The following is a 21,347-nucleotide window of genomic DNA, read 5'->3' as shown; positions in this document are numbered from 1 at the left end:
GCGCGTCAGCTCAACCAGGTGCCCGCGCCCCACCTCCAGCCCGACCCCCGCGGCGAGGGGTCTCCCCCACACCCGCCCCCCCCGAATCACCCCCGGCGAAAACAACCCGCGGCCCCCCCGGCCGGGGCGGCCACGCCCACGCCCCGCCGCCGCCGACCTGACGGGTAGTGCTGCGGCCATCGGTCAGCCGCCGGCCAGCTGCAGCGCGCTGTCGACCTTCTTGTCCAGCCCCTGCAGGCCCTTCTGCAGGTCGGGCACCTTGCCGGGCTCCCACTGCTCCTGGACGAACTGCTGGAACTTCACGACGTAGTCGCCGCCGTTGACCGTGGAGGGGACCGTCGTGCTGTTCGGGTTCTTGAACACGTCCAGGAAGGTCTGGAACTGCCCTGGGAGCTTGAGGTTCGGCGAGGACAGCGCCGGGATCGTGCTGGGGACGTTGCCGAGGCCGTTGGCGAAGGTCACCAGGGCGTCGGTGTTGGTCGTCAGGTACTTCGTGAACTCCCAGGCGGCCTGGGCGTGCTTGGCGCCGCGCGGGATGCCGATGATGGTGCCGGTCACGAAACCGCCGCCGTAGGCGTTCTGCCGGTCGTCGTTGACCGGGGTCGGCGTGGTGTCGTACTGGACCTTCGGCGCCTCGTCCTCCATGAACTTCGTCCGCCACTCACCGTCGATCGCCATCGCGACCTTGCCCTTCTCGAAGGGGTTGGAGGCCTCGAACTCCTGCCCCATCGAGTGGATGAACTTCTTGACGTTGTCGTAGCCGTACCAGTCCATCAGGCTCTTCTGCCACTGCAGGTACTTGGTGAAGCCGGGGTCGGTGGCGAAGTTCGAGCGGCCCTGGGGGGTCAGCCACGTGGCGCCGAAGCTGGGGCCGGCGATGTGCTCGGGGACGTGCTCGTAGTACGCCTCCGAGGGCAGGAAGCCGGCCACCTTGATGGTGCCGTCGGAGTCGCGGACGGTCAGCTTCTTGGCCAGCGCGGTCAGCTCGCTGATCGTCTTCGGCGGCTGGTTGCCCTTCATGAGGGCCTTGTTGCTGTAGAGCGCGTAGTCGTCGGCGAGCAGCGGGAGCGTGCACCGGTCGCCCTTGTACTGCGTGTACTCCTGCACCGCCTTCGGGAACATGGCCATGTCGACCTTGTCCTTCTGCAGGTACGGCGTCAGGTTCTGCAGGGCGCCGCTGGAGCAGAACTGGCCGACGTTGTTGGTGGAGAAGGAGGACACCACGTCCGGCGGGGTGCCGCTGCGGATCGCGTTGAGGATCTTGTCGTCGTCCTGGCCCTTGACGAGCTTGACGGTGATGTTGGGGTGCAGCTTGTGGAAGCCGGCGACGGCGTCGGCGAACGCCTGCACCTCATGAGGGGCGCTCCAGCCGTGCCAGACCTCGATCGTCTGGGCGGCCTCGGCCTTGGGACCGTTGTTCGCCGGCGTCTGGCTTCCCGCGGTACAAGCGGTGGCGGCGGCGGTGATGACGAGAGCGGTGATGAGCCGCCATGGGCGAGGGGACACTCCGGTCTCCTTCGGGAAGCTGGCCGCGTGTGGACGGCCGGGGGTTTCAACGGACGGTGCTGGAGAAGATCTCCTCGCGTGTTTCCCCGAGTGCGAGGTGCAGCCCGCCGGCCAGGACGGGGTTGCCGTCGACCGAGGTGAGCCGCAGCGGCGGATGAGGGATGGTCATCGTGTGCAGTTCGCGTTCGACGAGCGCGCGCAGCGGCTCGCCGCCGGAGAGGGGGACCTCGCCGGCGAGCACGATGAGTTCGGGGTCGAGCACGCTGACGATCGCGGCGAGGCCGGTCGCGAGCCGGGTGGCCAGCTCGCCGAGCCCGGCCGCCGCGCGCTCGTCGCCGTTCTCGTACGCCTCACGCGCGCGCCGCAGGATCTGGTCCGCGCGGCCGCCGCGGAACCCGTGCTCGCGCAGCAGCCTGATCACGGCGGGCGCGCCGGCCACGGCCTGCAGGCCGCCGGTGTTGGCGCGGCCGGGCTCGCGGATGATGGGTGCCGAGGCGACCGGCATGTAGCCGACCTCGCCCGCGCCGCCGGTCGCGCCGCGTACCAGCGCGCCGTCGAGCACGATCGCCAGGCCGATGCCGGCGCTGACCCACAGCAGGACGAAGCTGCGCGACCGCTTGACCTCGCCGTGCGCGAGCTCGGCCATGGCCACGAGGTTGACGTCGTTCTCCACCGCGACCGGCACGCCCAGCCCGTCGCGCAGCCGGCTGAGCAGGTCGGGGATGTGCCATCCGGGCAGGTGCGAGGCGTACCCGAGCCGCTCTGTCCGCGGGTCGACCGCGCCGGGCACGCCGATGACGACGTGGTTGACCCGCTGCAGCCCGGCCTCGGCCATGGCGCCCTGGACCGCCGTACGGGCGCGGTCGACGGCGTCCCCGCCGGAGGGACCGGGCGTCGGCAGCTCGAACCGCCCGGTGACCGTGCCGGTGAGGTCGGCGACGCAGGCGCGGATCTGCGCGCGGCGCACCTCGAGGGCGGCGACGTGCCCGGCGTCGGCGTTGATGCGGTAGAGCTCGGCCGTACGGCCGGGGCCGCCCTCGCGGATGCCGTCGAGCACGACGAGCCCGGCGTCGCGCAGCCGGTTGAGCAGCTGCGAGGCGGTCGGCTTGGACAGCCCGGTGAGCGCGCCGATCTCCGGCCGGGTGAGCGGCCCCTGCCGCAGCAGGACCTCGAGCGCGGCGCGGTCGTTGATCGCCCGCAGCAGACTGGGGGTACCCGGCGTGGAGGAGGACAACGGCATCTCCGGTACGGCAAACGAGTTAGGAAAGTTTCCTAACTTGCCGGTGAAGTTATGGCCAGGGGAGGTTGCCGTCAAGAGCCCCGGTACCTGGTGTTACCAAGCCGAGACCGGTTCCCGGATCACTCGCCGATGAGGATGAAGCGGGTCTTCCCGAAGGCGACCTCGTCCCCGGGGCGCACGCGGGTGGGGGCGACGATGCGGTAGCCGTTCACGAGCGTGCCGTTCATCGAGCCGAGGTCGGCCAGGAGCCAGTTGTCACCGGCCCGGCGGAGTTCGGCGTGCATGCGCGAGACGCTCAGGTCGGACACGACGAACTGGCAGCCGGGCGCGCGGCCGATCAGCAGGCGCGGCCAGTCGTTCGGGGGAAGGGTGAAGCGCGGCAGCCGCGGGGCCCGCCAGGCGGCCTCGATGCGCGCCGTCACCGACGACAGCGAGGTGATCGCGCCGGTGAGGCCGCGGACGAGACGGCTGGCCGGCGGCAGGTCGCTGACCAGGGCGACGAGCTCCGCGTTGTTGCGGGCGCGCAGCGCGGAGTCGACGCGGCGCTCGAACGTGTCGTGCGACAGCCGGCCCTCGGCCACGCGGTCGCGTAGCTCGCGGAGTACACGGTCGCGGTCCCCGTCGGAGGCGCGTACCGGGAGCCCTTCCATGACATGAAGTATCAGGACCGGAACCTGTCGTGTCCAGTACGCCACAAGGGATCCAGGTCGCCGGGTACGTCCCGCGACGAAGATCGTGATCTACAATGTAAAGGCGCCGGCCCGGCGCGCCGGGCCCGGGGGAAACCTCTGTCTTCTCTTCAGCCGGACGTGTCCCCGGCGTCCCAGCTCACCCGGACCTCGGCGGGCTTGCGGAACACCAGGCCGCGCGCGCTGTCGGTGTGGTCCAGGCGCAGGGACGGCAGCCGGAGCAGGGCGGCCAGCGCCGTCGTGGTCTCCATGCGGGCCAGGTGCGCGCCGAAGCAGAAGTGCGGGCCCCGGGCGAACGAAAGGTGCCGGTCGGCGCCGGGGCGCTCGATGTCGTACCGGTCCGGGTCGGGGAAGACCTCCGGGTCGCGGTTGGCGCCGGCGATCGAGACCCGTACGAGGTCGCCGGCGCGGACGGGGGAGCCGCCCAGCGTCACGTCGCGCACCGCGTAGCGGTCGATCACCGACGCCGACGGCTCCAGGCGTACCGACTCCTCGATCGCCCCGCCGAGCAGCCCGGGGTCGGCGCGGACCCGGGCGTACTGGTCGGGATGGCCGAGCAGGTGCGCGGCGGCGTTGGTGATCATTCCCTCGGTGGTGTCGATGCCGCCGAACATCAGCACGGCGGTGTCGGCGACGACCTCCGCGCCGCTCAGGCCCTCCGGCCGACCGGCGACCTCGGCGAGCAGCGACGACGGGCCGCCCTCCTTGATCGCCTCCTCGACCCGCGCGCGCAGCAGCGCGTAGGCCTCGGGCACGACGGCCTCCTCGCCGGCGGTGATGGCCGACACGCCCGCGACGAGCGCCTCGTACCAGGACCGGATCGTCGCGGCGTCGGTGTCGCCCAGGCCGAGCGCCTCGGCGACGACCGCGACCGCGAGCGGCCCGGCGAGGTCGGCGCGCAGCTCCGCGCGCCCGGCCGGTTCCAGCGCGGTGACCAGGCGGTCGACCTCCGCGGCGACGAACGCGGTGAAGCGGGCGCGGGTCTCGGCGGGCCGGAACGTACGGGCGAACGGCTCGCGGTGCCGCGTGTGCGCCGGGCCGTCGAGGGAGAGCATGCTCGGGCCGATGAGCTGCGCGGTGGAGAACCGCGGGTCATCGACGGTGTAGGCGGACGCGTCGCGCATCACGTCGCGGGCCAGGTCGTGCCGGGTGACCAGCCAGCCGCCCAGCGCGGGCAGCCAGGAGACCGGCTCGGCGGCGCGCAGCCGGGCCAGCAGGGGATGCGGGTCTTCCGTCAGCTCCTCGACGGTGGCGCTCGCGCCGATCGGATACGTCACGCAGGCGACATTACGTCCTGTACGGCGACGAACCGGACGGCGGGTCCAGCATCGCGCGCAGGGTGGCGCGCATGTTGGCACGCAGCTCGGCCAGCCGCCCCTCCACCGCCTCGGCCGCGCGGCCGGGATGGTCCCGGGCGAAGGCGCGCAGGCCGGTCAGCCCCGGGCCGTGGGTGAAGCGCTGCCGGACGCGGGTGCCGTCTCCGGCGGGTTCGAGCGCGTACCGCCAGGCCGACCCCGGCCGTTCGGCGTCCCGCGCGTCGTCCAGCACGACCCACGCGAACACCTCCGGGCGTACGGCCTCGATCACGACGCACGCGACCGTGGCGGTGAACCCATCGGCGTAGGAGTTGCGCGCCCCGAACCTCGCCCCGGCGTACGGGACCTCCCCCTGGCCGGGCAGCCACGCCGCGTACACGCACTCGGGGCTCCACTCGCCGGTACGCCCGACGTCGGTGACCAGCGACCAGACCCGGTCGACCGGCATGCCGGTGACCACCTCGACCTCGGCGAACACGCCCGTCACCACATCGTCCACGTCATCCTCCCTCGGTCGCCTCTACCCCTACGACGATCGCGCGGCCCCCGGATGGACCGGCCGCGTGACAACCGGAGGTTGACATTGACAACTGGGGGTTGTCATCATGGCCGGATGAGCAAACACGTCGAAACACCTCAGCACGAAGAACTCCTCGGCAGGCTGAAGGAGGTACGCGCCTCGGCCATCGAGCACGCGCGCATCGCGCGGGAGCTGGCCCGCGAGCGGCGGCGGATCATCGAGGAGCTGCTGGACGAGGGCTTCTCCCAGTCCGACCTCGCCCGCGAGCTGGGAGTGACCCGCCAGGCGATCCAGAAGATGGTCGCGGCCGGAGCGGACCGGCGATGAGACGCAAGGGCGTGCTCTACGACGCGGGCCGGGTGCCTGGGCGTCAACTGGCGTCCCGTCTTCGACCCGGAGGCCGTACGCCGCGAGCTGCAGATCATCAAGGACGACCTGCACTGCACCGCGGTCAAGATCTGCGGCCGGGACCTCGGCCGCCTCACGTTCGCCGCCGAGGCCGCCCTGGACCTCGGCCTGGAGGTCTGGTTCTCGCCCGAGCTGTGGGACAGGGGCCCCGAGACCACGCTGGCGCACATCGCGGAGGCGGCGCGGGAGGCCGAGCGGCTGCGCCGCCGGTCACCGGACCAGGTGGTGTTCAGCGTGGCCACCGAGTCCACCCTCTTCATGCGCGGCATCGTCGCGGGCCCGGACGTTCCGCCGCCGGCTCGCGAACCTCCGTGGCGAGATCCGGGCCGGCCGGCACCACGCGCCGCTGGAGGCGTTCCTGACGCGCGCGAGCCAGGACACCAGGCGCGTGTTCGGCGGCCCGGTCACGTACGCCTCGCTGCCCTTCGAGCGGGTCGACTGGGACCGGTTCGACATCATCGGCGTCGACCACTACCGCGACTCCCGGTCCGCGCCGCACCACCTCGGCGTGCTCCAGCGCCTCCTCGCCCAGGGCAAGCCCGTCGTCGTCACCGAGTCCGGCATGCGCACCTACCGCGGGGCCGACAGCGACGGCGACCTGGGCACCGGGATCACGGACTGGAGGACGGCGGCGCTCCACCAGGTCCCGCTCGCCGGCCGTCTCATCCGCCCCCGGCTGACGAAGGGCGACCACGTACGGGACGAGCCGCTGCAGGCCCGGCGGATCGTCGAGGACCTGGAGATCCTCGACGCCGCCGGAGTCGACGGCGCGTTCGTCTGCACCTTCGCCGAGCAGCTGTCCCCCCACACCCCGGACCCGCGGCACGACCTCGACATGGGGGCGCTGAGCCTGGTCAAGACCTACGAGTCCGGCCGCGGGAGGACCTACCCGGACATGACGTGGGAGCCGAAGGAGTCCTTCCGCGCCGTCGCCGGGTTCCACGGCCGGGGCTCAGGGGCGCAGGAGGATCTTCCCGACGTCGTCGCGTGAGCCGCGCAGCAGCTCCATCGCCCGGCCGAACTCCTCCAGTCCGAGCTCGTGGGTGACCAGGGAGCCCAGGTCGAGCAGGCCGGCGGCGAACAGCCGTACGGCGTGAGTCCAGGCCGACGGTGACGCGCCGAACACGCCCGAGACGGTGAGCTGCCCGCCGACGATCACCGCGGCGCCCGTCCCGGCGTCGTCCTCGCCGGGGATGCCCGTCAGCACGACCCGGCCGCCCCGGCGCGCCAGCGCGATCGCCGCCGCGGCGCTGCCGGCCACCCCGGCCGTCTCGATCACGACGTCGTAGGCGCCGGATTCGAGCGGCCCGGCCCCGGCGTGGGTCGCGCCGCAGGCCAGGGCGACGGCCGTACGGCCGGCTCGCGGGTCGGCGGCGGCCAGCTCGACGGGGGAGCGCAGCCGCAGCAGTTGCAGGCACAGCGCGCCGAGCGTGCCCGCGCCGACCACCGCGACCCGCTCGCCGGGCTCCACGCGGGCGGTCAGGACGGCCGCGGCGGCCACCGAAGCGGGTTCGAGGAGCGCGGCGGCGCGCAGGTCGGCGTCGCCGGGCAGGACGTGCAGCAGCCGCGCGGGCAGCACCAGGGAGTCCGCGAACGCCCCCGCGCGGGTGAACCCGGTCTCGTCGTAGCCGGCCGAGCACAGGTTCGCCGCGCCCTCGCGGCACCGGTCGCACACCTGGCAGTTGCCGAACCCCTCGCCGGCCACCGGCCGCCCCACGAGGTCCGGGTCCACTCCCGGCCCGGCCGCGGTGACGACCCCGGACCACTCGTGGCCCGGGACGATCGGATAGCGGGCGAACGCCGCGGGCCTCGTGCCCTCGACCAGCTCGCGGTCGCTGCCGCAGATGCCCGCCGCCGCCACGCCGACCACGACCTCGCCCGCGCCGGGGTCGGGTGGGTCACCGGTCACGAGGGAGTACGCGCCGGGGGCGCGGACGAGGAGCGAGCGGGTCACGCCGGGCCGCCCGGTCCGGTGCGCTCGGGGTCGCGCAGCTGCCAGTTGTCGGCGAACAGGTCGAAGTTGGCGCGCTGGCGGGGGAACTCCGCGCGCGCCTCGACGTCGAGTTCGATGCCGAGGCCGGGAGCGTCCGGCAGGGTGAAGTGGCCGCCGACGTTGTGGGGGGCGATCATGGCGTAGTGGGTCTCGGCGGTGGCGGCGAGTTTGCGGGTTTCGGTGATGCCGCCGATGTGGGAGATGTCGGGCTGGATGACGTCGGCGGCCTGGAGTTCGAACAGTTCGCGGAATTCGATGCGGTCGTGGATGCGTTCGCCGGTGGCGATGGGCAGGTCGGTGTGGGCGGAGACCTTGGCGAGGGCCTTGAGGTTCTCCGGAGGGCAGGGTTCCTCGATCCAGCTGGGTTTGAACGGCGTGAGCAGGCCGGCGAGCCGGATGGCGGTGGCGGGGGAGAACCGGCCGTGCATCTCGATGAGCAGCTCGGTCTCCTCGCCGATGGCGTCGCGTACGGCCTCGACGAGGCTGACCGAGCGCATCGTCTCGGTGTGGTCCAGTTCCATCGTGCCGCTGCCGAACGGGTCGAACTTCAGCGCCTGGTAGCCGATGAGCGCGTCGGTGTGGTTCAGCATCCACGCCTCACCGACACCGCTTAAGCCCTCGTCGGTGTGCACCTGGACGTAGGTGAGGTTGCGCCACGGGGTTCCGACGACGTGGGTGGACAGTCCGGTGATGCGCACACGGGCCTCCTGCCGGGGAGATCAGATTTCGGGCATCAGCGCGGCGTGCAGGTCACGCGCCGTCTGTTCGAGGTGGTCGCTCATGGCGGCCGCGGCGCCGGCGGGGTCGCGGGCCTTGACGCGTTCGAGGATGCGGGCGTGCTGGTCGATGACGTCCTCGACGGTGCCGCCGCGGGCGAGGTGCCCTCGCAGGCTGCGCATCCGGCCGGCGTGCAGCGGGCCCTCCATGGCCTCGATGAGGAAGCTGAGCATCTGGTTGCCCGACGCGGCCGCGAGCCCTTCGTGGAAGCGGACGTCGGCGTCGTGGATCGCGTCCGGGCCCTGCTCGGCGGCGTCGCGCATGGTGGTGAGCGCGGTCTCCATCACGCTGATTGCGGCGCGGCCGTGGCCGGCCGCGGCCAGGGAGGCGATGTGCACCTTGAGCGCCCGCCGTACGTCCAGCAGGTCGAGAGCGCGCTGAACACGAGCTCCTCGAGGCGCGCCACGACGGCCTCGGTCTTCTGCACGTGCCCCAGCATGCAGGACGGTCAGCGAGGTCCGCAATCACTCATCGATGAGTCCCCGCCGTTACGCCGGCCTCCTGCCACACCGGCCCGACCCGGACCGGAAGAGACCCCGGAACCCCATCTGATGAGTGCGACGCCCCGCCGTAAGCCGGTCCAGCTCCGTTCCGGTGCCGCTCATCTTCGTGCCGCACCACCGGTGGGGGAACCGCGGGCCGTCCGCGATGCGCGTCCGGGTGTCCGTGTACCGGCGTGACCGGTCAGGTGGCTGGTGGGCGGTGGCCGAGGCGCTGGGACAGCTCGGCGGCGCCGTCGCGGATGAGCGCGCTCCACTCCTCGCGGCGCGCGGCGTTCCAGCGCAGGCTCGGGGCCGAGACGCTCATCGCGGCGACCATGTCGCCGGTGTGGTCGTGGATGGGCGCGGCGACGCAGAAGACCGCCTCGTTGGACTCGCACTCGTCGTAGGAGAGCCCGGCGGCGCGGATCTCCTCCAGGTGCGCGCGCAGCCGGGCGGGGGAGGTGATGCTGTGCGGCGTCATGCCGGGCAGCTCGCGGTCGCGCGGGCAGCGGGCGTCCAGGCCGTCCGGGGTGAGCCCGGACAGCAGCATCTTGCCCACGCCGGTGCAGTTGGCGGGCAGCCGGCGGCCGACCGCCGAGACCATGCGCACCGGGTGGGTGCTGTCGACCTTGGCGACGTAGACGACGTCGGCGCCGTCGAGGACGGCGACGTGCACGGTCTCGTCGCACGCGGCGGCGACCCGCTGGGCGGTCTCGCGGGACTCGTGGGCCAGGTCGAGCTGGTCGGCGAAGACGCTGCCGAGCTGGAACAGCCGCATGCCGAGCCGGTAACGCGTCGGCTGGCCGGGCGTGGGGATGAGGTAGGAGCGGTCGGCGAGGGTCGTGACCAGCTCGTGGACGGTCGTACGGGGCAGGCCGAGGCTCTCGGTGATCTCCGGGGCGGACAGGCTGGGGCGGTCGAGGAACAGCTCGAGGATGTCGAGCGCACGTGTGACGGCCGGCACCGCACGTCCCATCGATGACCACCCCGCCGAACGCTGTGCGAAATCCCGGGCGCAGCGTAGGCACCGGCCGCCCGCCGTGTCAATGACCGGTTACGCCCGCGCACGTCCCCGGTGTCCGGCTTGACCGTTGACGGTGCCAGAACCCGCGATTACCGTCCGAGTGTCGACAGATTTCCGAATCGCATTCGAAATCTCGAACAGGAGCGTCAATGACCGACGACCCGATGGGGAGGACCCGGCGCTACCTGTCCTCTCTGGGCCTGCCGGAGCGAGACCTGGGCGACCTGCCGGTCTCGGCCCGGCGCTTTCCCGACGGCGGGCAGTTCCGGGTGGAGATCCCCTCGGTCGAGGGGCCGGCCGCCTTCCGCGCCGTCATCGCCGCCGCCCGCGAGCAGGGCGTGCGCGTCCACCGGATCAGCCAGGGCAGCGGCATCATGCTGCAGACCGACGCCGAGATCACCGAGATGGTCGCCCTCGGCGCCGAGCACGACATCGAGGTCTGTCTCTTCGTCGGGCCGCGCGCCTCGTGGGACGTCGGCGTCCAGGTGACCGCCTCCTCGGGCGCGGTCGCCGCGGGCGCGCTGCGGGGCGCCGACCAGCTCGTGTACGGCATCGAGGACGTCGTGCGGGCGGTCGGACTCGGCCTGCGCAGCGTCCTGGTCGCCGACGTCGGCCAGCTCTGGGTGCTCGGCCGGATGAAACGCACCGGTGACCTGCCCGAGAACCTCATCCTGAAGTCCTCGGTGTCGTTGCCGGCCGCCAACCCGGCGACCGCGCGGCTGCTGGAGGACCTCGGCGTAACGACGATCAACCTGCCCATCGACCTGACCCTCGCCCAGATCGCCGCCGTACGTGCCGCGGTGGCCGTCCCCTTGGACGTCTACGTCGAGGGCGCCGACGACTTCGGGGGGACGGTCCGCTACTACGAGGTCCCCGGCCTCGTACGGGTCGCCGCGCCCATCCACCTGAAGTTCACGGTCCGCAACGCGCCGGGCATCTACCCCTCCGGCCGGCACCTGGAGGCCGTGGCGGTGGCGACGGCGCAGGAGCGCGTGCGGCGCGCGGCCATCGGGGTGGCGATGCTGCGGCGTTACTACGCGGACGCGGCCGAGAGCGCCACCTCGGACCTGCTGCCGCCTGGGTCTTCGTAAACCCTTCTTGACACGCCAATCGCCGCAATTTAGCGTCAAGCGGCAGATACGTCGAACGCCATTCGAAATATCGAACGACCGCCTGGATCGGGGCGGCGGGGGGAAGGCCGTGCGTACGCGGCCGACTGATCCCGCCATTGATTCCGCCGTTGATTCCGGAGGCTGCGATGACGAATGTCCACCCCAAGGTCGAAGAGGCCATCGACACGCTCGGCATCGAGGGCGCGACGCGACGCCGGCTCCTCGGCGGCGCCGGCATGGTGAGCGCCGCCGCGGCGGCCTCGGCACTGCTGGCCGCGTGCTCCTCGGACAACAAGAAGGACGCCGGCTCGGCGGCCAAGGGCGGTGTGGGCGCCTTCCCCTCGACGCCGAAGTGGAAGTTCGTGTTCGTCAACCACGTGACGACCAACCCGTTCTTCACCCCGACCCAGTACGGCGCCCGGGACGCGTGCGCGCTGCTGGGTTGTGACTTCCAGTGGACCGGGTCCCAGGACTCCGTCGTCCCGCAGATGATCAACTCGCTGAACTCCGCGATCTCGGCGAAGGCCGACGGCATCGCGGTCGCGGTCGTGGACAAGACGGCGTTCCGCGCGCCGGTCGACAAGGCCCTGGACGCCGGCATCCCGGTCGTGTCCTACAACGCCGACGGCGCCAAGGGCGACCCGGGCACCAACCGGCTCGCCTACATCGGCCAGGACCTGTACACCTCCGGCTACCAGCTCGGCCAGCGCATCTCCTCGCTCATGCAGGGCGGAGACGCGGTCGGGTTCATCGCCACACCCGGGTCCCTCAACATCCAGCCGCGCATCGACGGCGCCAAGGACGCGATCAAGGCGTCCGGCAAGCCGATCAATTTCACCGCGGTCGCCAGCGGCGCCGAGCTGCCCAAGGAACTGTCCACGATCGACGCGTACGCCCAGGGCCACAAGAACGTCAAGGGCATGTTCGCCGTCGACGCCGGCTCCACCGAGAACGTCGGCAAGGTCGTGGCCAAGTACGGGCTGAAGCAGAAGGGCGTGGCCGCGGGCGGCTTCGACCTCAACCCCGCCACCCTCACCGCGATCCAGGCGGGCAGCCTGGACTTCACCATCGACCAGCAGCCCTACCTCCAGGGCTTCCTGCCCGTGCTCTACCTGTACCTCTACAAGCTCTCCGGCGGGCTCGCGGCGCCCTCGGAGACCAACACGGGCCTGCTGTTCGTCACCAAGGACAACGTCCAGCCCTACCTGGCGACCAAGACCCGCTTCGAGGGGTCGAGCACCAAACAGCAGCTTCTGAACCACTCCGGCCCGATCGCCCACAAGTGATGAGCGGCGCCGTCAACGAGGCCGAGGCCCCGGAGGCGCCGGCGCCCGGACCACGCCGCCCCCGGGCCCTCGGCCGGGCGGCGGACGCGTTCCTGCGCCGCCGCGAGGCGACGATCCTCGTCGTGGCGATCGCGCTGCTGATCTACTTCCAGACCTCGCGGTCCGCGTTCCTCAGCCACGACAACCTGGTCAACATCTCCCAGGGCACCGCGCCGTACGCGATCGTGGCGGTCGGGGAGGTGCTGCTGCTGGTGAGCGGCGAGATCGACCTGTCCGCGGGCATGGTCTTCACCCTCGCGCCGTTCCTCATGCACTACTTCGTCGACTACTACGGCATGTACCCGATCCTGGCGATCGTCGTGGCGGTGCTGGCCGGCGCCGCGCTCGGCGCGGTCAACGGGCTGGTTACGGTGCTGTTGCGGGTGCCCTCGTTCGTCACGACGCTCGGCACGCTGTTCCTGGTGCAGGGCATCACGCTGACGACCTCGCACGCCTACCCGGCGGAGATCCCGCCCGCCGCGCAGGGCCTGGCGGGCTGGTTCGGGCACGCGGACTGGTCCGAGCTCATCTGGTGCGTGGCGATCGTCGCGGTCTTCCACCTGGTGCTGATCCGCACCCGGTGGGGGCTGCACACGGTCGCGGTCGGCGGCAACCTGCTCGGCGCGAGCGAGGCCGGCATCAAGGTCGCCCGGATCAAGGTCGGCAACTTCATGGTGACCGGCGGCCTCGCGGCGTTCGCCGGCATCCTGGAGGCGTTCCGCACCAGCACGATCGACCCCAGCTCCGGCGGCACCGGCGCGATGTTCACCGCCGTGTCGGCCGCCGTCATCGGCGGTACCGCCCTGGCCGGCGGCTCGGGCACCGTGATCGGCGCGCTCCTCGGCGCGCTCGTGCTCGCCGAGCTGCAGAACGGCTTCAACCTGATCGGCATCAGCGCCAACCCGTTCAACATCATCCTGGGCGCGGCGATCCTCATCTCGATGATCCTCAACGTCCATCTCGCGCGGCTGCGAAGGGCGGGACGCTCATGAGCGAAGTGCTGCGGGCCGAGCACCTGACCAAGAGCTTCGGCGCCGTCACGGCGCTGGAGGACATCGACCTGCGCCTCGAGCAGGGCGAGGTCCTCGGGCTCATCGGCGACAACGGCGCGGGCAAGTCGACGCTGATGAAGATCCTGTGCGGCTTTCACCAGCCGGACTCCGGGCGGATTCTCCTGGGCGGCGAGGAGGTCTCCTTCAAGTCGGTCGAGCACGCGCGCGGCCTCGGCATCGACACCGTCTACCAGGACCTCGCGCTGATCAACGAGCTGAGCGTCTACCACAACATGTTCCTGGGCCGCGAGCACGTGCGCTGGCCCCTGCTGAACAACCGCGCCATGCGGCGGCTCGCCAAGGCCCATCTGGACGACATGGGCGTCAACATCCCGTCGGTGGACGTGGAGGTGGCCAAGCTGTCCGGCGGGCAGCGGCAGGCGATCGCGGTGGCGCGCTCGGTCTACTCCTCGGCCAGGATCCTGCTGCTGGACGAGCCCCTCGCCGCCATGGGCGCCAAGGAGGGCGCGCTGATCCTGGACCTCGTACGCGGCCTGAAGGAACGCGGCGAGGTCTCGGTGATCATCATCGCGCACAACTACGCGCAGGTCCTGGAGGTCTGTGACCGCGTCAACCTGCTCCAGCACGGCCGGATCACCTTCGACAAGGCCGCGGGGGAGACCTCGCTGCGGGAGCTGACCGACCTGGTCGTGGCCGAATACCGCGCCGCCCGTACGCGTGGGCAGCCGTGACGCGCGTCCCCGTCCCCGGCTCGGAGGAGAGTGATCGCGGGTGACCGCGGTGAGCAGTGTCGACGCACGTACCGGCGAGGTCGTCGCGACCGTCGCGGCCGAGAGCACGGCCGAGGAGACCGCCGCCGCGTGCGCGCTGGCGGCGGCGGCCTTCCCCGGGCTGGAGGCGATGGGCCGCCACGGCCGCGCCGCCCTGCTGCGGGCGATGGCCGGCGCGCTGGAGGCGGCCCGGCCCGAGGTCGTACGGGTCGCGGACCGCGAGAGCGCGCTCGGGGACCAGCGCCTGCAGGGCGAGCTCACCCGTACGTGCTTCCAGCTGCGGTTCTTCGCCGAGGTGCTGCACGAGGGCTCCTACGTCGAGGCCGTGATCGACCACGCCGGCCCGACGCCGATGGGCCCGCGCCCGGACCTGCGCCGCATGCTGGTGCCGCTGGGCCCGGTCGGGGTGTTCGGGGCGAGCAACTTCCCGCTGGCGTTCTCGGTGCCGGGCGGCGACACCGCCTCGGCGCTGGCCGCCGGCTGCCCGGTCGTGGTGAAGGCGCACCCGTCCCACCCGGCCACCTCCCAGCTCTGCTTCGACCTGCTCGCCTCCGCCGTACGGGAGACGGGCGCGCCGGAGGGCACGGCCGGCATCGTCCACGGCGGCCCGGCCGGCCTGGGCCTGGTGACCGATCCGGCGATCCGGGCGGTCGGCTTCACCGGGTCGCTGCGCGGCGGGCGCGCGCTGTTCGACGCCGCGAACGCCCGCCCGGACCCGATCCCGTTCTACGCCGAGATGGGCAGCCTGAACCCGCTGGTGGTGACGCCCGCGGCGGCGCGCGAGCGGGCCGCGGGGATCGCCGAGGGGTACGCGGCGTCCTTCACGCTGGGCGCGGGCCAGTTCTGCACCAAACCGGGCCTGGCGTTCGTCCCGGCGGGTTCGCCGCTGCGCGAGGAGCTGGCGCGCCTGGTCGCCGGGCGGGACGCGGCGGTGCTGCTGAACGCGGGCATCGGTGAGGCGTTCTCCCAGGTTGTGGCGACGCTCCGGGACCGGCTGGAGGTCGTGGCCGCCGGCCCGGACCCGCTGTCACCGGTGCTGTTCGCCGTACAGGTTCCGGCGCTGGAGGGCCCGCTGCTGGAGGAGTGCTTCGGCCCGGCCGCGATCCTGGTGGAGTACGAGAGCGAGGAGGAGCTCCTGGGGGCGCTGGCGTCTCTGCCGGCCGGCCTGACCGCGACGGTCCACGCGGGCGAGGACGAGACCGCCCTGCCCGCCCGGCTGGTCACGGTCTTGCGGGAGAAGGCGGGCCGCCTGGTGTGGAACGGCTACCCGACGGGCGTCGCGGTCGGTCACGCGATGCACCACGGCGGCCCGTACCCGGCGACGACCAGCGCACTGCACACGTCGGTGGGCGCGTCCGCGATCCGCCGCTTCCTGCGCCCGGTGACCTGGCAGGACGCCCCGCAGGCGATCCTGCCTCTCGAACTGCGCGACGAGCCCCCGGGCATCCCCCGCCGCGTGGACGGCACGCTCCTCACGCCGTAGGGAGCCCGTGCTCCAGGGGGGCCGGGCTCATCGCGGAGCTCGTCCCCTGGCCCGCGTGGGTTCAGTTCCCGGCCCGCCGAGGGGCCTCCGCTCGAAGAACGCCACGATCCCCTCCTTCGAGCAGGAGAGCTCGCGGGCGATGTTGACCGGCAGCATCCGGGCGGCGCGGTCCGGGCCGGCGGCGGGCCGTGCGGTCTCCGCCGGCCGGATCGGCGTGGTGTTCCCCGTGGAGGGCTACTGGTCGCGCATCGCCTCGGAGGCGGCGCGGCTGGCGGCGGCGGCGTCGAGGTCGCGGCCATGAGCGTCACCGTCGTCGCCGGCGTGGTCGCGCCACCAGTCCTGGCCGGTCTCGGGGAGGGTGTGGATCGGGTCGTAGTACTCGTACTGGCGCTCCAGCGCCTCCGGGTCGTCGGCCTCGATGCCGGTGCGGTAGTTCTTCGTCCAGTACGAGATGCCGCGCGCGGTGTCGTAGTCGGCGACCTGGTGCACCCAGCGCTTGCCGACGTAGGGCACGTCGCAGACGATCCGCGGGGTGGCGAAGCCGGGCAGGTAGCCCATGATGCCGTGCTGCAGACGCTGCGCCTCGCCCAGCGACAGCCGCCAGTGCTCGCTGAAGGGGATCATGTCGCACAGGTAGAAGTAGTAGGGCAGCACGCCGTTGTCCTGCAGCGCGAAGCACAGGTCCAGGAGCTGCTCGACGGTGTGGTTGACGCCGCGCATGAGCACGCCCTGGTTGCGCACGTCGCGTACGCCGGCGTCGAGCATGGCCTGGGTGGCCCTGGCGACCAGGGGCGTCATCGACTGGGCCGCGTTGACGTGGGTGTGGATCGCGAGCTGGGCGCCGCGCCGCCGCGCCTTGGTGGCCAGGCGCTCCATGCCGGCCCGTACGTCGTCCTGCAGCCAGTGCTGGGGCAGGCCCATGAGGGCCTTGGTGGCCAGGCGGACGTCGCGGATGTTCTCCACGTCCAGGAGCCGGCCGACGAAGTCCTCCAGGCGGGCCCAGGGCATGTTGGCGACGTCGCCGCCGGACACGACCACGTCGCGGACCTGGGGGGTGCGGCCGAGGTAGGCGAGCATCTCCTCCAGCCGGTCCGGCTGCTTGATCGTGAACTTGTGCTTGTCGATCTGGGGGGTGGAGTTGCCGACGAGGTCCATGCGGGTGCAGTGGCCGCAGTACTGCGGGCAGGTCGGCAGCAGCTCGGCGAGTACCTTGGTGGGGTAGCGGTGGGTCAGTCCCTCCACCGCCCACATCTCGGCCTCGTGCAGGGAGTCACGGCTGGCGAACGGGTGTGAGGGCCAGTCGGTACGCCGGTCGCTGAAGACCGGGAGCATGTAGCGGCGCACGGGGTCGGCGTAGAACGCCTCGGTGCTCGCGGTGTCCATGGTGTTGAGCATCTGGGGCGGCAGGAGCATGGACATGGTCGCCCGCTCCCGCTGGTCGCGTTCGAGGTCGGCGTAGAACGCCTCGTCGAGCAGGTCGCCCATGACGCGCCTGAGCTGGCGGACGTTCTTCACGCAGTGGGCCCGCTGCCACTGGGCCGACTCCCACTCGGCCTGGGTGATCTCACTCCAGCCGGGAAAGCGCCGCCAGTCCGGCTCGACCAGCTCGCGTCGCTGGTACGTGTACGGCTGAAGATGGCCCTCAGGGGCCACCGAGGCTTCGGCGAGAGCGGTCACGAGCTTCACCCCAAATATCGTCAGTAGCGGATGATGTTCAGTATCAGCGGGACAGTACGGGAAATTCTTTCCCTAAACTAGGTTCCTCCAGCAGATATTCCGCTACACACGCTACCCGAGCTATCTGAGGAGATGGATGAACGGCTCTCCGGTCGGACTGCACCGCGTCCTGGAACCGCCCGGCGTGCTGCCGCAGGCGGCCCTGCGCCTCGATCCCGATCCACGGATCCGGGAGGACGAGGTGCGCGTCCGCCTCGAACGCCTGAACCTGGACGCCGCGTCCTACCGGCAGCTGCACACCGCGCACGGCGGCGATCCCGACGCCATCCGCGCCGAGGTCCTGGAGATCATCAAGAGCCGCGGCAAGATGCACAACCCGGTCACCGGCTCGGGCGGCATGCTGATCGGCGTCGTGGACGAGGCCGGCCCCGCCTCCCCGCTGGGCCTGCGCCCCGGGATGCGGATCGCCACCCTCGTCTCGCTCACGCTCACCCCGCTGCACGTCGCGGACGACCTGCGCCGCTGGGACGGCCGGGGCGAGCAGGTGCCCGCCGAGGGCCACGCGATCCTGTTCGCCCGCTCGATCGCCGCCGAGTTGCCCGAGGACCTGCCGCCCGCCCTCAGCCTGGCCGTCATGGACGTCTGCGGCGCCCCCGCCCTGACCCACCGCGTCGTCGCCGCCCGTACGGCCCCGGTCGTCGCGGTGATCGGCGCCGCCGGCAAGAGCGGCTCACTCGCCCTGGCCGCCGCCCGCCGCGCCGGGGCCGCGCGCACCATCGGCGTGGTCCCCTTCGAGGCGGAGGCGCAGCGGCTGCGCGCCGCCGGGCTCGCCGACGACGTCGTGATCGCCGACGCCCGCGACCCGATCGCGCTGGCCGAGGCCGTCGGCGGCGAAGGGGCCGATGTCACCGTGGTCTGCGTGGACGTGCAGGGCTGTGAGCACGGCGCGATCCTGGCCACCGCGGCCGGCGGCACGGTCGTGTTCTTCTCGATGGCCACGTCGTTCTCGGCCGCGGCCCTCGGCGCCGAGGGCCTGGCCGCCGACGTGACCATGCTGATCGGAAACGGGTACGCCCCGGGTCACGCGCGGATGGCGCTGGACCTGCTGCGCACCGAGCCGGGCGTAATGAAGATCTTCAGCGAACGGGTGGAGACGTCATGAGCAAACTGGACCTGGACCCGCAGGTCGTGCGCAAGGCACGCCTGCTGGCCGAGCGCGCGGCCGAGCCGGTCATCGAGATGGCCCGCACGCACACGACCGTGTCGGTGGAGCGCGCCCAGCTCCGCCTCGCCGGCCTCGCCGGCGCCGACTCCGACGGCCTGCCCTGGGTGAACCACCTCGTCGACGCCGTACGCGACCAGGTGGGCCTCGAACACGGCGTCGCGCTGCCCGTCTGGGACGCGCTGCGCCGCGAGTCCCACGCCGACCTGTCCGCGCTGGCCCAGGCCGCCGCGCTCGGCACGGTGAGCTTCCGGCTGCCCTCCGGCGCGGACGCCGACGCCGCCGCGGCCCTGGCGCGGAGCGCGGCACGGGACGGCATCGGCCGGATCGACCGCCGCCGCGGCGAGCGCGCGGAGATGCTGCGCGCGATCGGCGACCCGCCCCAGCCGTGGATCTACCTCATCGTCGCGACCGGCGACATCTACGAGGACATCCCGCAGGCCCAGGCCGCCGCCCGCGAGGGCGCCGACGTCGTCGCGGTGATCCGCTCCACCGGGCAGTCGCTGCTGGACTTCGTGCCCGAGGGCGCCACGCGCGAGGGGTACGCCGGCACCTACGCCACGCAGGAGAACTTCCGCCTCATGCGCGGCGCCCTGGACGACGTGTCCAAGGAACTGGGCCGCTACGTGCGGCTGACGAACTACGCCTCGGGGCTGTGCATGCCCGAGATCGCCGTCCTGGCCGGTCTCGAACGCCTGGACATGATGCTCAACGACTGCATGTACGGCATCATCTTCCGCGACATCAACCCCCGGCGTACCTTCATCGACCAGCGGTTCTCCCGCCAGGTCCACGCCCGCGCCGGCATCGTGATCAACACCGGCGAGGACAACTACCTCACCACCGCCGACGCGGTCGACGCCGCGCACACCGTCATCGTCAGCCAGCTTCTCAACGAGCGGTTCGGCCGCGAGGCGGGCCTGGCCGACTCCCAGCTCGGCCTCGGCCACGCCTTCGAGATCAACCCCGCCATCCCCGACTCCTTCCGGCTCGAACTGGCCCACGCCCAGCTCGTACGGGAGCTGTTCCCCGGCGCGCCGCTGAAGTACATGCCGCCGACCAAGCACATGACCGGCAACGTGTTCGCCGGCTACCTGCTGGACGCGTTCTTCAACCTCGCCGGGGTGATGACCGGGCAGTCGATCATCTTGATCGGCATGATGACCGAGGGCATCCACACGCCGTGGCTGTCCGACCGCGACCTGGCCCTGGAGAACGTCCGCTACGTACGCGACGCCTGCGGAGCCCTCGCCGAGGACTTCGTGCCCCGCCCGGACGGCCTCGTCGTCCAGCGCGCCAAACAGGTCCTGTCCGAGTCCGTCGACCTGCTGGAGCGAGTCTGCGACGACACGCTCCTCACGGCGATCGCCGAGGGCACCTTCGGGGTGACGCGGCGGCCCGCCGACGGCGGCAAGGGCCTCGACGGCGTCGTCGAGCGCGCCGACGCCTACTTCGCGCCCGCCCTGGACATCCTCGAGACCGAAGACCCCCACACGGCCCACACACCCGCAGGGAGCGTGCAGCGGTGACAGAGCAGCAGATCACGAGCCGGCAGACCACGAGCCGGCCGACCACGGGTGACGGCCCGGAGACCCAGGACATCCCCTCGATCATCCGCCCGTACGGCGACACGACCGGCGACGCGATGGTGCAGACCTCCTTCACGCTGCCGGTCCCGGCCGGCAAGCGCGCGGAGCTGGCGGCGCTGGCGCTGGCCCGCCAGATGGGCCTGGACCCGGCCAGCGTCGTGCACGCCAAGCCGATGGGCCCCCACTTCACCTTCTTCATCGTGTACGGCAAGGTGAACCACCTGATCGACTACGCCGGGATCGAGGTCCCCGAGGGCCGGGAGTACCCGCTGCTGCCGGCCAAGGAGATCGAGCTGGCGATCCGCACCGTGCTGAACCGCCGCATGGTCGTCGTGGGCGCCTGCATCGGCACCGACGCCCACACCGTCGGCATCGACGCGATCCTCAACGTCAAGGGCTTCGCCGGCGAGAAGGGCCTGGAGTACCACCGGGAGATCCAGGTGGTGAACATGGGCGCCCAGGTCACCGTCGAGGAGCTCGTCGCGCGCGCCAAGGCCGACGACGCCGACGCCGTCCTGGTCTCTCAGGTCGTCACCCAGAAGAACGCCCACCTGCACAACACCAAGCAGATGGCCGCCGCCTTCCACGACGCCTATCCGACAGCGGTCGGGCCCGGTATGGGCCGCCCGCTGCTCATCGTCGGCGGGCCGCGCTTCGACACGGTGACCGAGGACGAGCTCGGCGTCGACCGCATCTTCGGCAAGGGCACCACCCCCGGCGAGGTCGCCTCCTACCTGGTGCACGCCCTGCTGCCGAGCTGGACCCCCGAGGAGCAGTCGTGACCGGCGATCCGCGCACCGGCCTGACCGTGACCCACCGCCGCTACATCCCGTACGCCCACGCCCACTACGGCGGGGACCTGGTGGACGGCGCGTACGTCCTGGGGCTGTTCGGCGACGTCGCGACCGAGGTGTGCGTTCGCACCGACGGCGACGAGGGCCTGTTCGCCTCCTACGACGACGTGCAGTTCCGCGCGCCCGTACGGGCCGGGGACGTGCTGGAGGCGACCGCGACCGTGACCCGCGTGGGACGCCGCAGCCGCACGCTGGCGTTCGAGGCGCGGGTGGTGTGCCGGTCACGCCCGGACAAGAGCGCCTCGGCGGCCGAGGCGCTCGCCGATCCGATCGTCGTGGTCACGGCCAGGGGGACCGTCGTTGTTCCCCAAGCGGGTTGACATCAAGGCCCATACCGGTAAGTTTCC

Annotated in this window: 22 protein-coding genes; 12 read left to right on the top strand and 10 right to left on the bottom strand. The window is 72.0% G+C overall.

Features of this window, described 5'->3' with window-relative positions; all coding sequences use genetic code 11:
- Window positions 1–183: 183 nt before the first annotated feature.
- The 5 genes from QWU11_RS27385 to QWU11_RS27365 form a co-directional block, all read right to left on the bottom strand.
- Complete coding sequence (locus QWU11_RS27385; RefSeq protein WP_290117299.1) at window positions 184–1,506, bottom strand: ABC transporter substrate-binding protein; 1,323 nt, start codon at window positions 1,504–1,506, stop codon at window positions 184–186.
- Window positions 1,507–1,552: 46 nt separating this feature from the next.
- The gene (locus QWU11_RS27380; RefSeq protein WP_290117298.1) at window positions 1,553–2,746 is read right to left on the bottom strand and encodes an ROK family transcriptional regulator; all 1,194 of its coding nucleotides are present in this window, start codon (window positions 2,744–2,746) and stop codon (window positions 1,553–1,555) included.
- A gap of 119 nt (window positions 2,747–2,865) precedes the next feature.
- Window positions 2,866–3,396 (bottom strand): DUF1707 and FHA domain-containing protein, encoded by a 531-nt coding sequence (locus QWU11_RS27375; protein ID WP_290117297.1) that lies wholly within the window; start codon window positions 3,394–3,396, stop codon window positions 2,866–2,868.
- 149 nt (window positions 3,397–3,545) lie between these two features.
- The gene (locus QWU11_RS27370; RefSeq protein ID WP_290117296.1) at window positions 3,546–4,712 is read right to left on the bottom strand and encodes a cytochrome P450; all 1,167 of its coding nucleotides are present in this window, start codon (window positions 4,710–4,712) and stop codon (window positions 3,546–3,548) included.
- A 10-nt stretch (window positions 4,713–4,722) separates the two neighbouring features.
- Entirely contained in the window at window positions 4,723–5,250 is a 528-nt protein-coding gene (locus QWU11_RS27365; protein WP_290117295.1) for an SRPBCC family protein, read from the bottom strand.
- A 114-nt stretch (window positions 5,251–5,364) separates the two neighbouring features.
- Here QWU11_RS27365 and QWU11_RS27360 point away from each other — a divergent pair, with 114 nt between their 5' ends.
- The gene (locus tag QWU11_RS27360; RefSeq protein ID WP_290117294.1) at window positions 5,365–5,598 is read left to right on the top strand and encodes a TrfB-related DNA-binding protein; all 234 of its coding nucleotides are present in this window, start codon (window positions 5,365–5,367) and stop codon (window positions 5,596–5,598) included.
- A gap of 469 nt (window positions 5,599–6,067) precedes the next feature.
- On the top strand, window positions 6,068–6,670 hold the full coding sequence (locus QWU11_RS27355) for a hypothetical protein (protein ID WP_290117293.1): 603 nt from the start codon (window positions 6,068–6,070) through the stop codon (window positions 6,668–6,670).
- Here the strand turns inward: QWU11_RS27355 and QWU11_RS27350 are convergent.
- The 4 genes from QWU11_RS27350 to QWU11_RS27335 form a co-directional block, all read right to left on the bottom strand.
- Window positions 6,632–7,633 (bottom strand): alcohol dehydrogenase catalytic domain-containing protein, encoded by a 1,002-nt coding sequence (locus QWU11_RS27350; protein ID WP_290117292.1) that lies wholly within the window; start codon window positions 7,631–7,633, stop codon window positions 6,632–6,634. The two genes, QWU11_RS27355 and QWU11_RS27350, sit on opposite strands and share 39 nt — an antisense overlap.
- Window positions 7,630–8,370, bottom strand: a complete 741-nt coding sequence (locus QWU11_RS27345) for a mandelate racemase/muconate lactonizing enzyme family protein (RefSeq protein WP_290117291.1) — start codon at window positions 8,368–8,370, stop codon at window positions 7,630–7,632. The genes QWU11_RS27350 and QWU11_RS27345 overlap by 4 nt, the downstream gene beginning before the upstream one ends.
- A 21-nt stretch (window positions 8,371–8,391) precedes the next feature.
- A complete protein-coding gene (locus QWU11_RS27340; RefSeq protein WP_290117290.1) occupies window positions 8,392–8,913 on the bottom strand; it encodes an FCD domain-containing protein in 522 nt (173 codons plus the stop codon).
- 220 nt (window positions 8,914–9,133) lie between these two features.
- Complete coding sequence (locus tag QWU11_RS27335; RefSeq protein ID WP_290117289.1) at window positions 9,134–9,907, bottom strand: IclR family transcriptional regulator; 774 nt, start codon at window positions 9,905–9,907, stop codon at window positions 9,134–9,136.
- A gap of 197 nt (window positions 9,908–10,104) precedes the next feature.
- On the opposite strand from QWU11_RS27335, the gene QWU11_RS27330 reads away from it, so the two are divergent.
- The 6 genes from QWU11_RS27330 to QWU11_RS27305 all read left to right on the top strand — a co-directional run bounded on the left by QWU11_RS27330 (window position 10,105) and on the right by QWU11_RS27305 (window position 15,959).
- Window positions 10,105–11,046, top strand: coding sequence for a U32 family peptidase (locus QWU11_RS27330; RefSeq protein WP_290117288.1), 942 nt, complete (start codon window positions 10,105–10,107; stop codon window positions 11,044–11,046).
- 167 nt (window positions 11,047–11,213) lie between these two features.
- Window positions 11,214–12,353 carry a sugar ABC transporter substrate-binding protein gene (locus QWU11_RS27325; RefSeq protein WP_290117287.1) on the top strand — a complete coding sequence of 380 codons (1,140 nt, stop codon included), beginning with the start codon at window positions 11,214–11,216 and terminating at the stop codon, window positions 12,351–12,353.
- Window positions 12,353–13,384: an ABC transporter permease gene (locus QWU11_RS27320; RefSeq protein WP_290117286.1), complete on the top strand. Its 1,032-nt coding sequence runs from the start codon at window positions 12,353–12,355 to the stop codon at window positions 13,382–13,384. The genes QWU11_RS27325 and QWU11_RS27320 overlap by 1 nt, the downstream gene beginning before the upstream one ends.
- Window positions 13,381–14,136 carry an ATP-binding cassette domain-containing protein gene (locus QWU11_RS27315; RefSeq protein WP_290117285.1) on the top strand — a complete coding sequence of 252 codons (756 nt, stop codon included), beginning with the start codon at window positions 13,381–13,383 and terminating at the stop codon, window positions 14,134–14,136. Before QWU11_RS27320 ends, QWU11_RS27315 begins: the two co-directional genes overlap by 4 nt.
- Window positions 14,137–14,185: 49 nt before the next feature.
- Window positions 14,186–15,658 (top strand): aldehyde dehydrogenase (NADP(+)), encoded by a 1,473-nt coding sequence (locus QWU11_RS27310; RefSeq protein ID WP_354670907.1) that lies wholly within the window; start codon window positions 14,186–14,188, stop codon window positions 15,656–15,658.
- A 55-nt stretch (window positions 15,659–15,713) separates the two neighbouring features.
- Window positions 15,714–15,959 (top strand): hypothetical protein, encoded by a 246-nt coding sequence (locus QWU11_RS27305; RefSeq protein ID WP_290117283.1) that lies wholly within the window; start codon window positions 15,714–15,716, stop codon window positions 15,957–15,959.
- Here QWU11_RS27305 and QWU11_RS27300 read toward each other — a convergent pair.
- On the bottom strand, window positions 15,893–17,344 hold the full coding sequence (locus QWU11_RS27300; RefSeq protein WP_290117282.1) for a lysine 2,3-aminomutase: 1,452 nt from the start codon (window positions 17,342–17,344) through the stop codon (window positions 15,893–15,895). The two genes, QWU11_RS27305 and QWU11_RS27300, sit on opposite strands and share 67 nt — an antisense overlap.
- Before the next feature lie 127 nt (window positions 17,345–17,471).
- On the opposite strand from QWU11_RS27300, the gene QWU11_RS27295 reads away from it, so the two are divergent.
- From QWU11_RS27295 to QWU11_RS27280, 4 genes are read left to right on the top strand one after another with little or no spacing between them, the layout of a single operon-like run.
- On the top strand, window positions 17,472–18,497 hold the full coding sequence (locus tag QWU11_RS27295; protein WP_290117281.1) for a zinc-binding dehydrogenase: 1,026 nt from the start codon (window positions 17,472–17,474) through the stop codon (window positions 18,495–18,497).
- Complete coding sequence (locus QWU11_RS27290) at window positions 18,494–20,086, top strand: lysine 5,6-aminomutase subunit alpha (protein WP_290117280.1); 1,593 nt, start codon at window positions 18,494–18,496, stop codon at window positions 20,084–20,086. Before QWU11_RS27295 ends, QWU11_RS27290 begins: the two co-directional genes overlap by 4 nt.
- On the top strand, window positions 20,083–20,928 hold the full coding sequence (locus tag QWU11_RS27285; protein ID WP_290117279.1) for an OAM dimerization domain-containing protein: 846 nt from the start codon (window positions 20,083–20,085) through the stop codon (window positions 20,926–20,928). The genes QWU11_RS27290 and QWU11_RS27285 overlap by 4 nt, the downstream gene beginning before the upstream one ends.
- Window positions 20,925–21,320 carry a hotdog domain-containing protein gene (locus tag QWU11_RS27280; RefSeq protein WP_290117278.1) on the top strand — a complete coding sequence of 132 codons (396 nt, stop codon included), beginning with the start codon at window positions 20,925–20,927 and terminating at the stop codon, window positions 21,318–21,320. Before QWU11_RS27285 ends, QWU11_RS27280 begins: the two co-directional genes overlap by 4 nt.
- The last annotated feature ends 27 nt before the right edge of the window (window positions 21,321–21,347 follow it).

Source organism: Actinomadura sp. DC4, assembly GCF_030406325.1.
GTDB lineage: Bacteria > Actinomycetota > Actinomycetes > Streptosporangiales > Streptosporangiaceae > Actinoallomurus.
Note: the sequence above shows the minus strand (reverse complement) of the source record. Positions and strands in the feature narration are given on the sequence as shown.

What these genes read in the sequence shown, in the direction of transcription:
- QWU11_RS27380 (WP_290117298.1), bottom strand. Translation starts at nt 2,746, where the DNA reads ATGCCGTTGTCCTCCTCCACGCCGGGTACCCCCAGTCTGCTGCGGGCG.
- QWU11_RS27375 (WP_290117297.1), bottom strand. Translation starts at nt 3,396, where the DNA reads ATGGAAGGGCTCCCGGTACGCGCCTCCGACGGGGACCGCGACCGTGTA.
- QWU11_RS27360 (WP_290117294.1), top strand. Translation starts at nt 5,365, where the DNA reads ATGAGCAAACACGTCGAAACACCTCAGCACGAAGAACTCCTCGGCAGG.
- QWU11_RS27335 (WP_290117289.1), bottom strand. Translation starts at nt 9,907, where the DNA reads ATGGGACGTGCGGTGCCGGCCGTCACACGTGCGCTCGACATCCTCGAG.
- QWU11_RS27330 (WP_290117288.1), top strand. Translation starts at nt 10,105, where the DNA reads ATGACCGACGACCCGATGGGGAGGACCCGGCGCTACCTGTCCTCTCTG.
- QWU11_RS27325 (WP_290117287.1), top strand. Translation starts at nt 11,214, where the DNA reads ATGACGAATGTCCACCCCAAGGTCGAAGAGGCCATCGACACGCTCGGC.
- QWU11_RS27320 (WP_290117286.1), top strand. Translation starts at nt 12,353, where the DNA reads ATGAGCGGCGCCGTCAACGAGGCCGAGGCCCCGGAGGCGCCGGCGCCC.
- QWU11_RS27315 (WP_290117285.1), top strand. Translation starts at nt 13,381, where the DNA reads ATGAGCGAAGTGCTGCGGGCCGAGCACCTGACCAAGAGCTTCGGCGCC.
- QWU11_RS27295 (WP_290117281.1), top strand. Translation starts at nt 17,472, where the DNA reads ATGAACGGCTCTCCGGTCGGACTGCACCGCGTCCTGGAACCGCCCGGC.
- QWU11_RS27290 (WP_290117280.1), top strand. Translation starts at nt 18,494, where the DNA reads ATGAGCAAACTGGACCTGGACCCGCAGGTCGTGCGCAAGGCACGCCTG.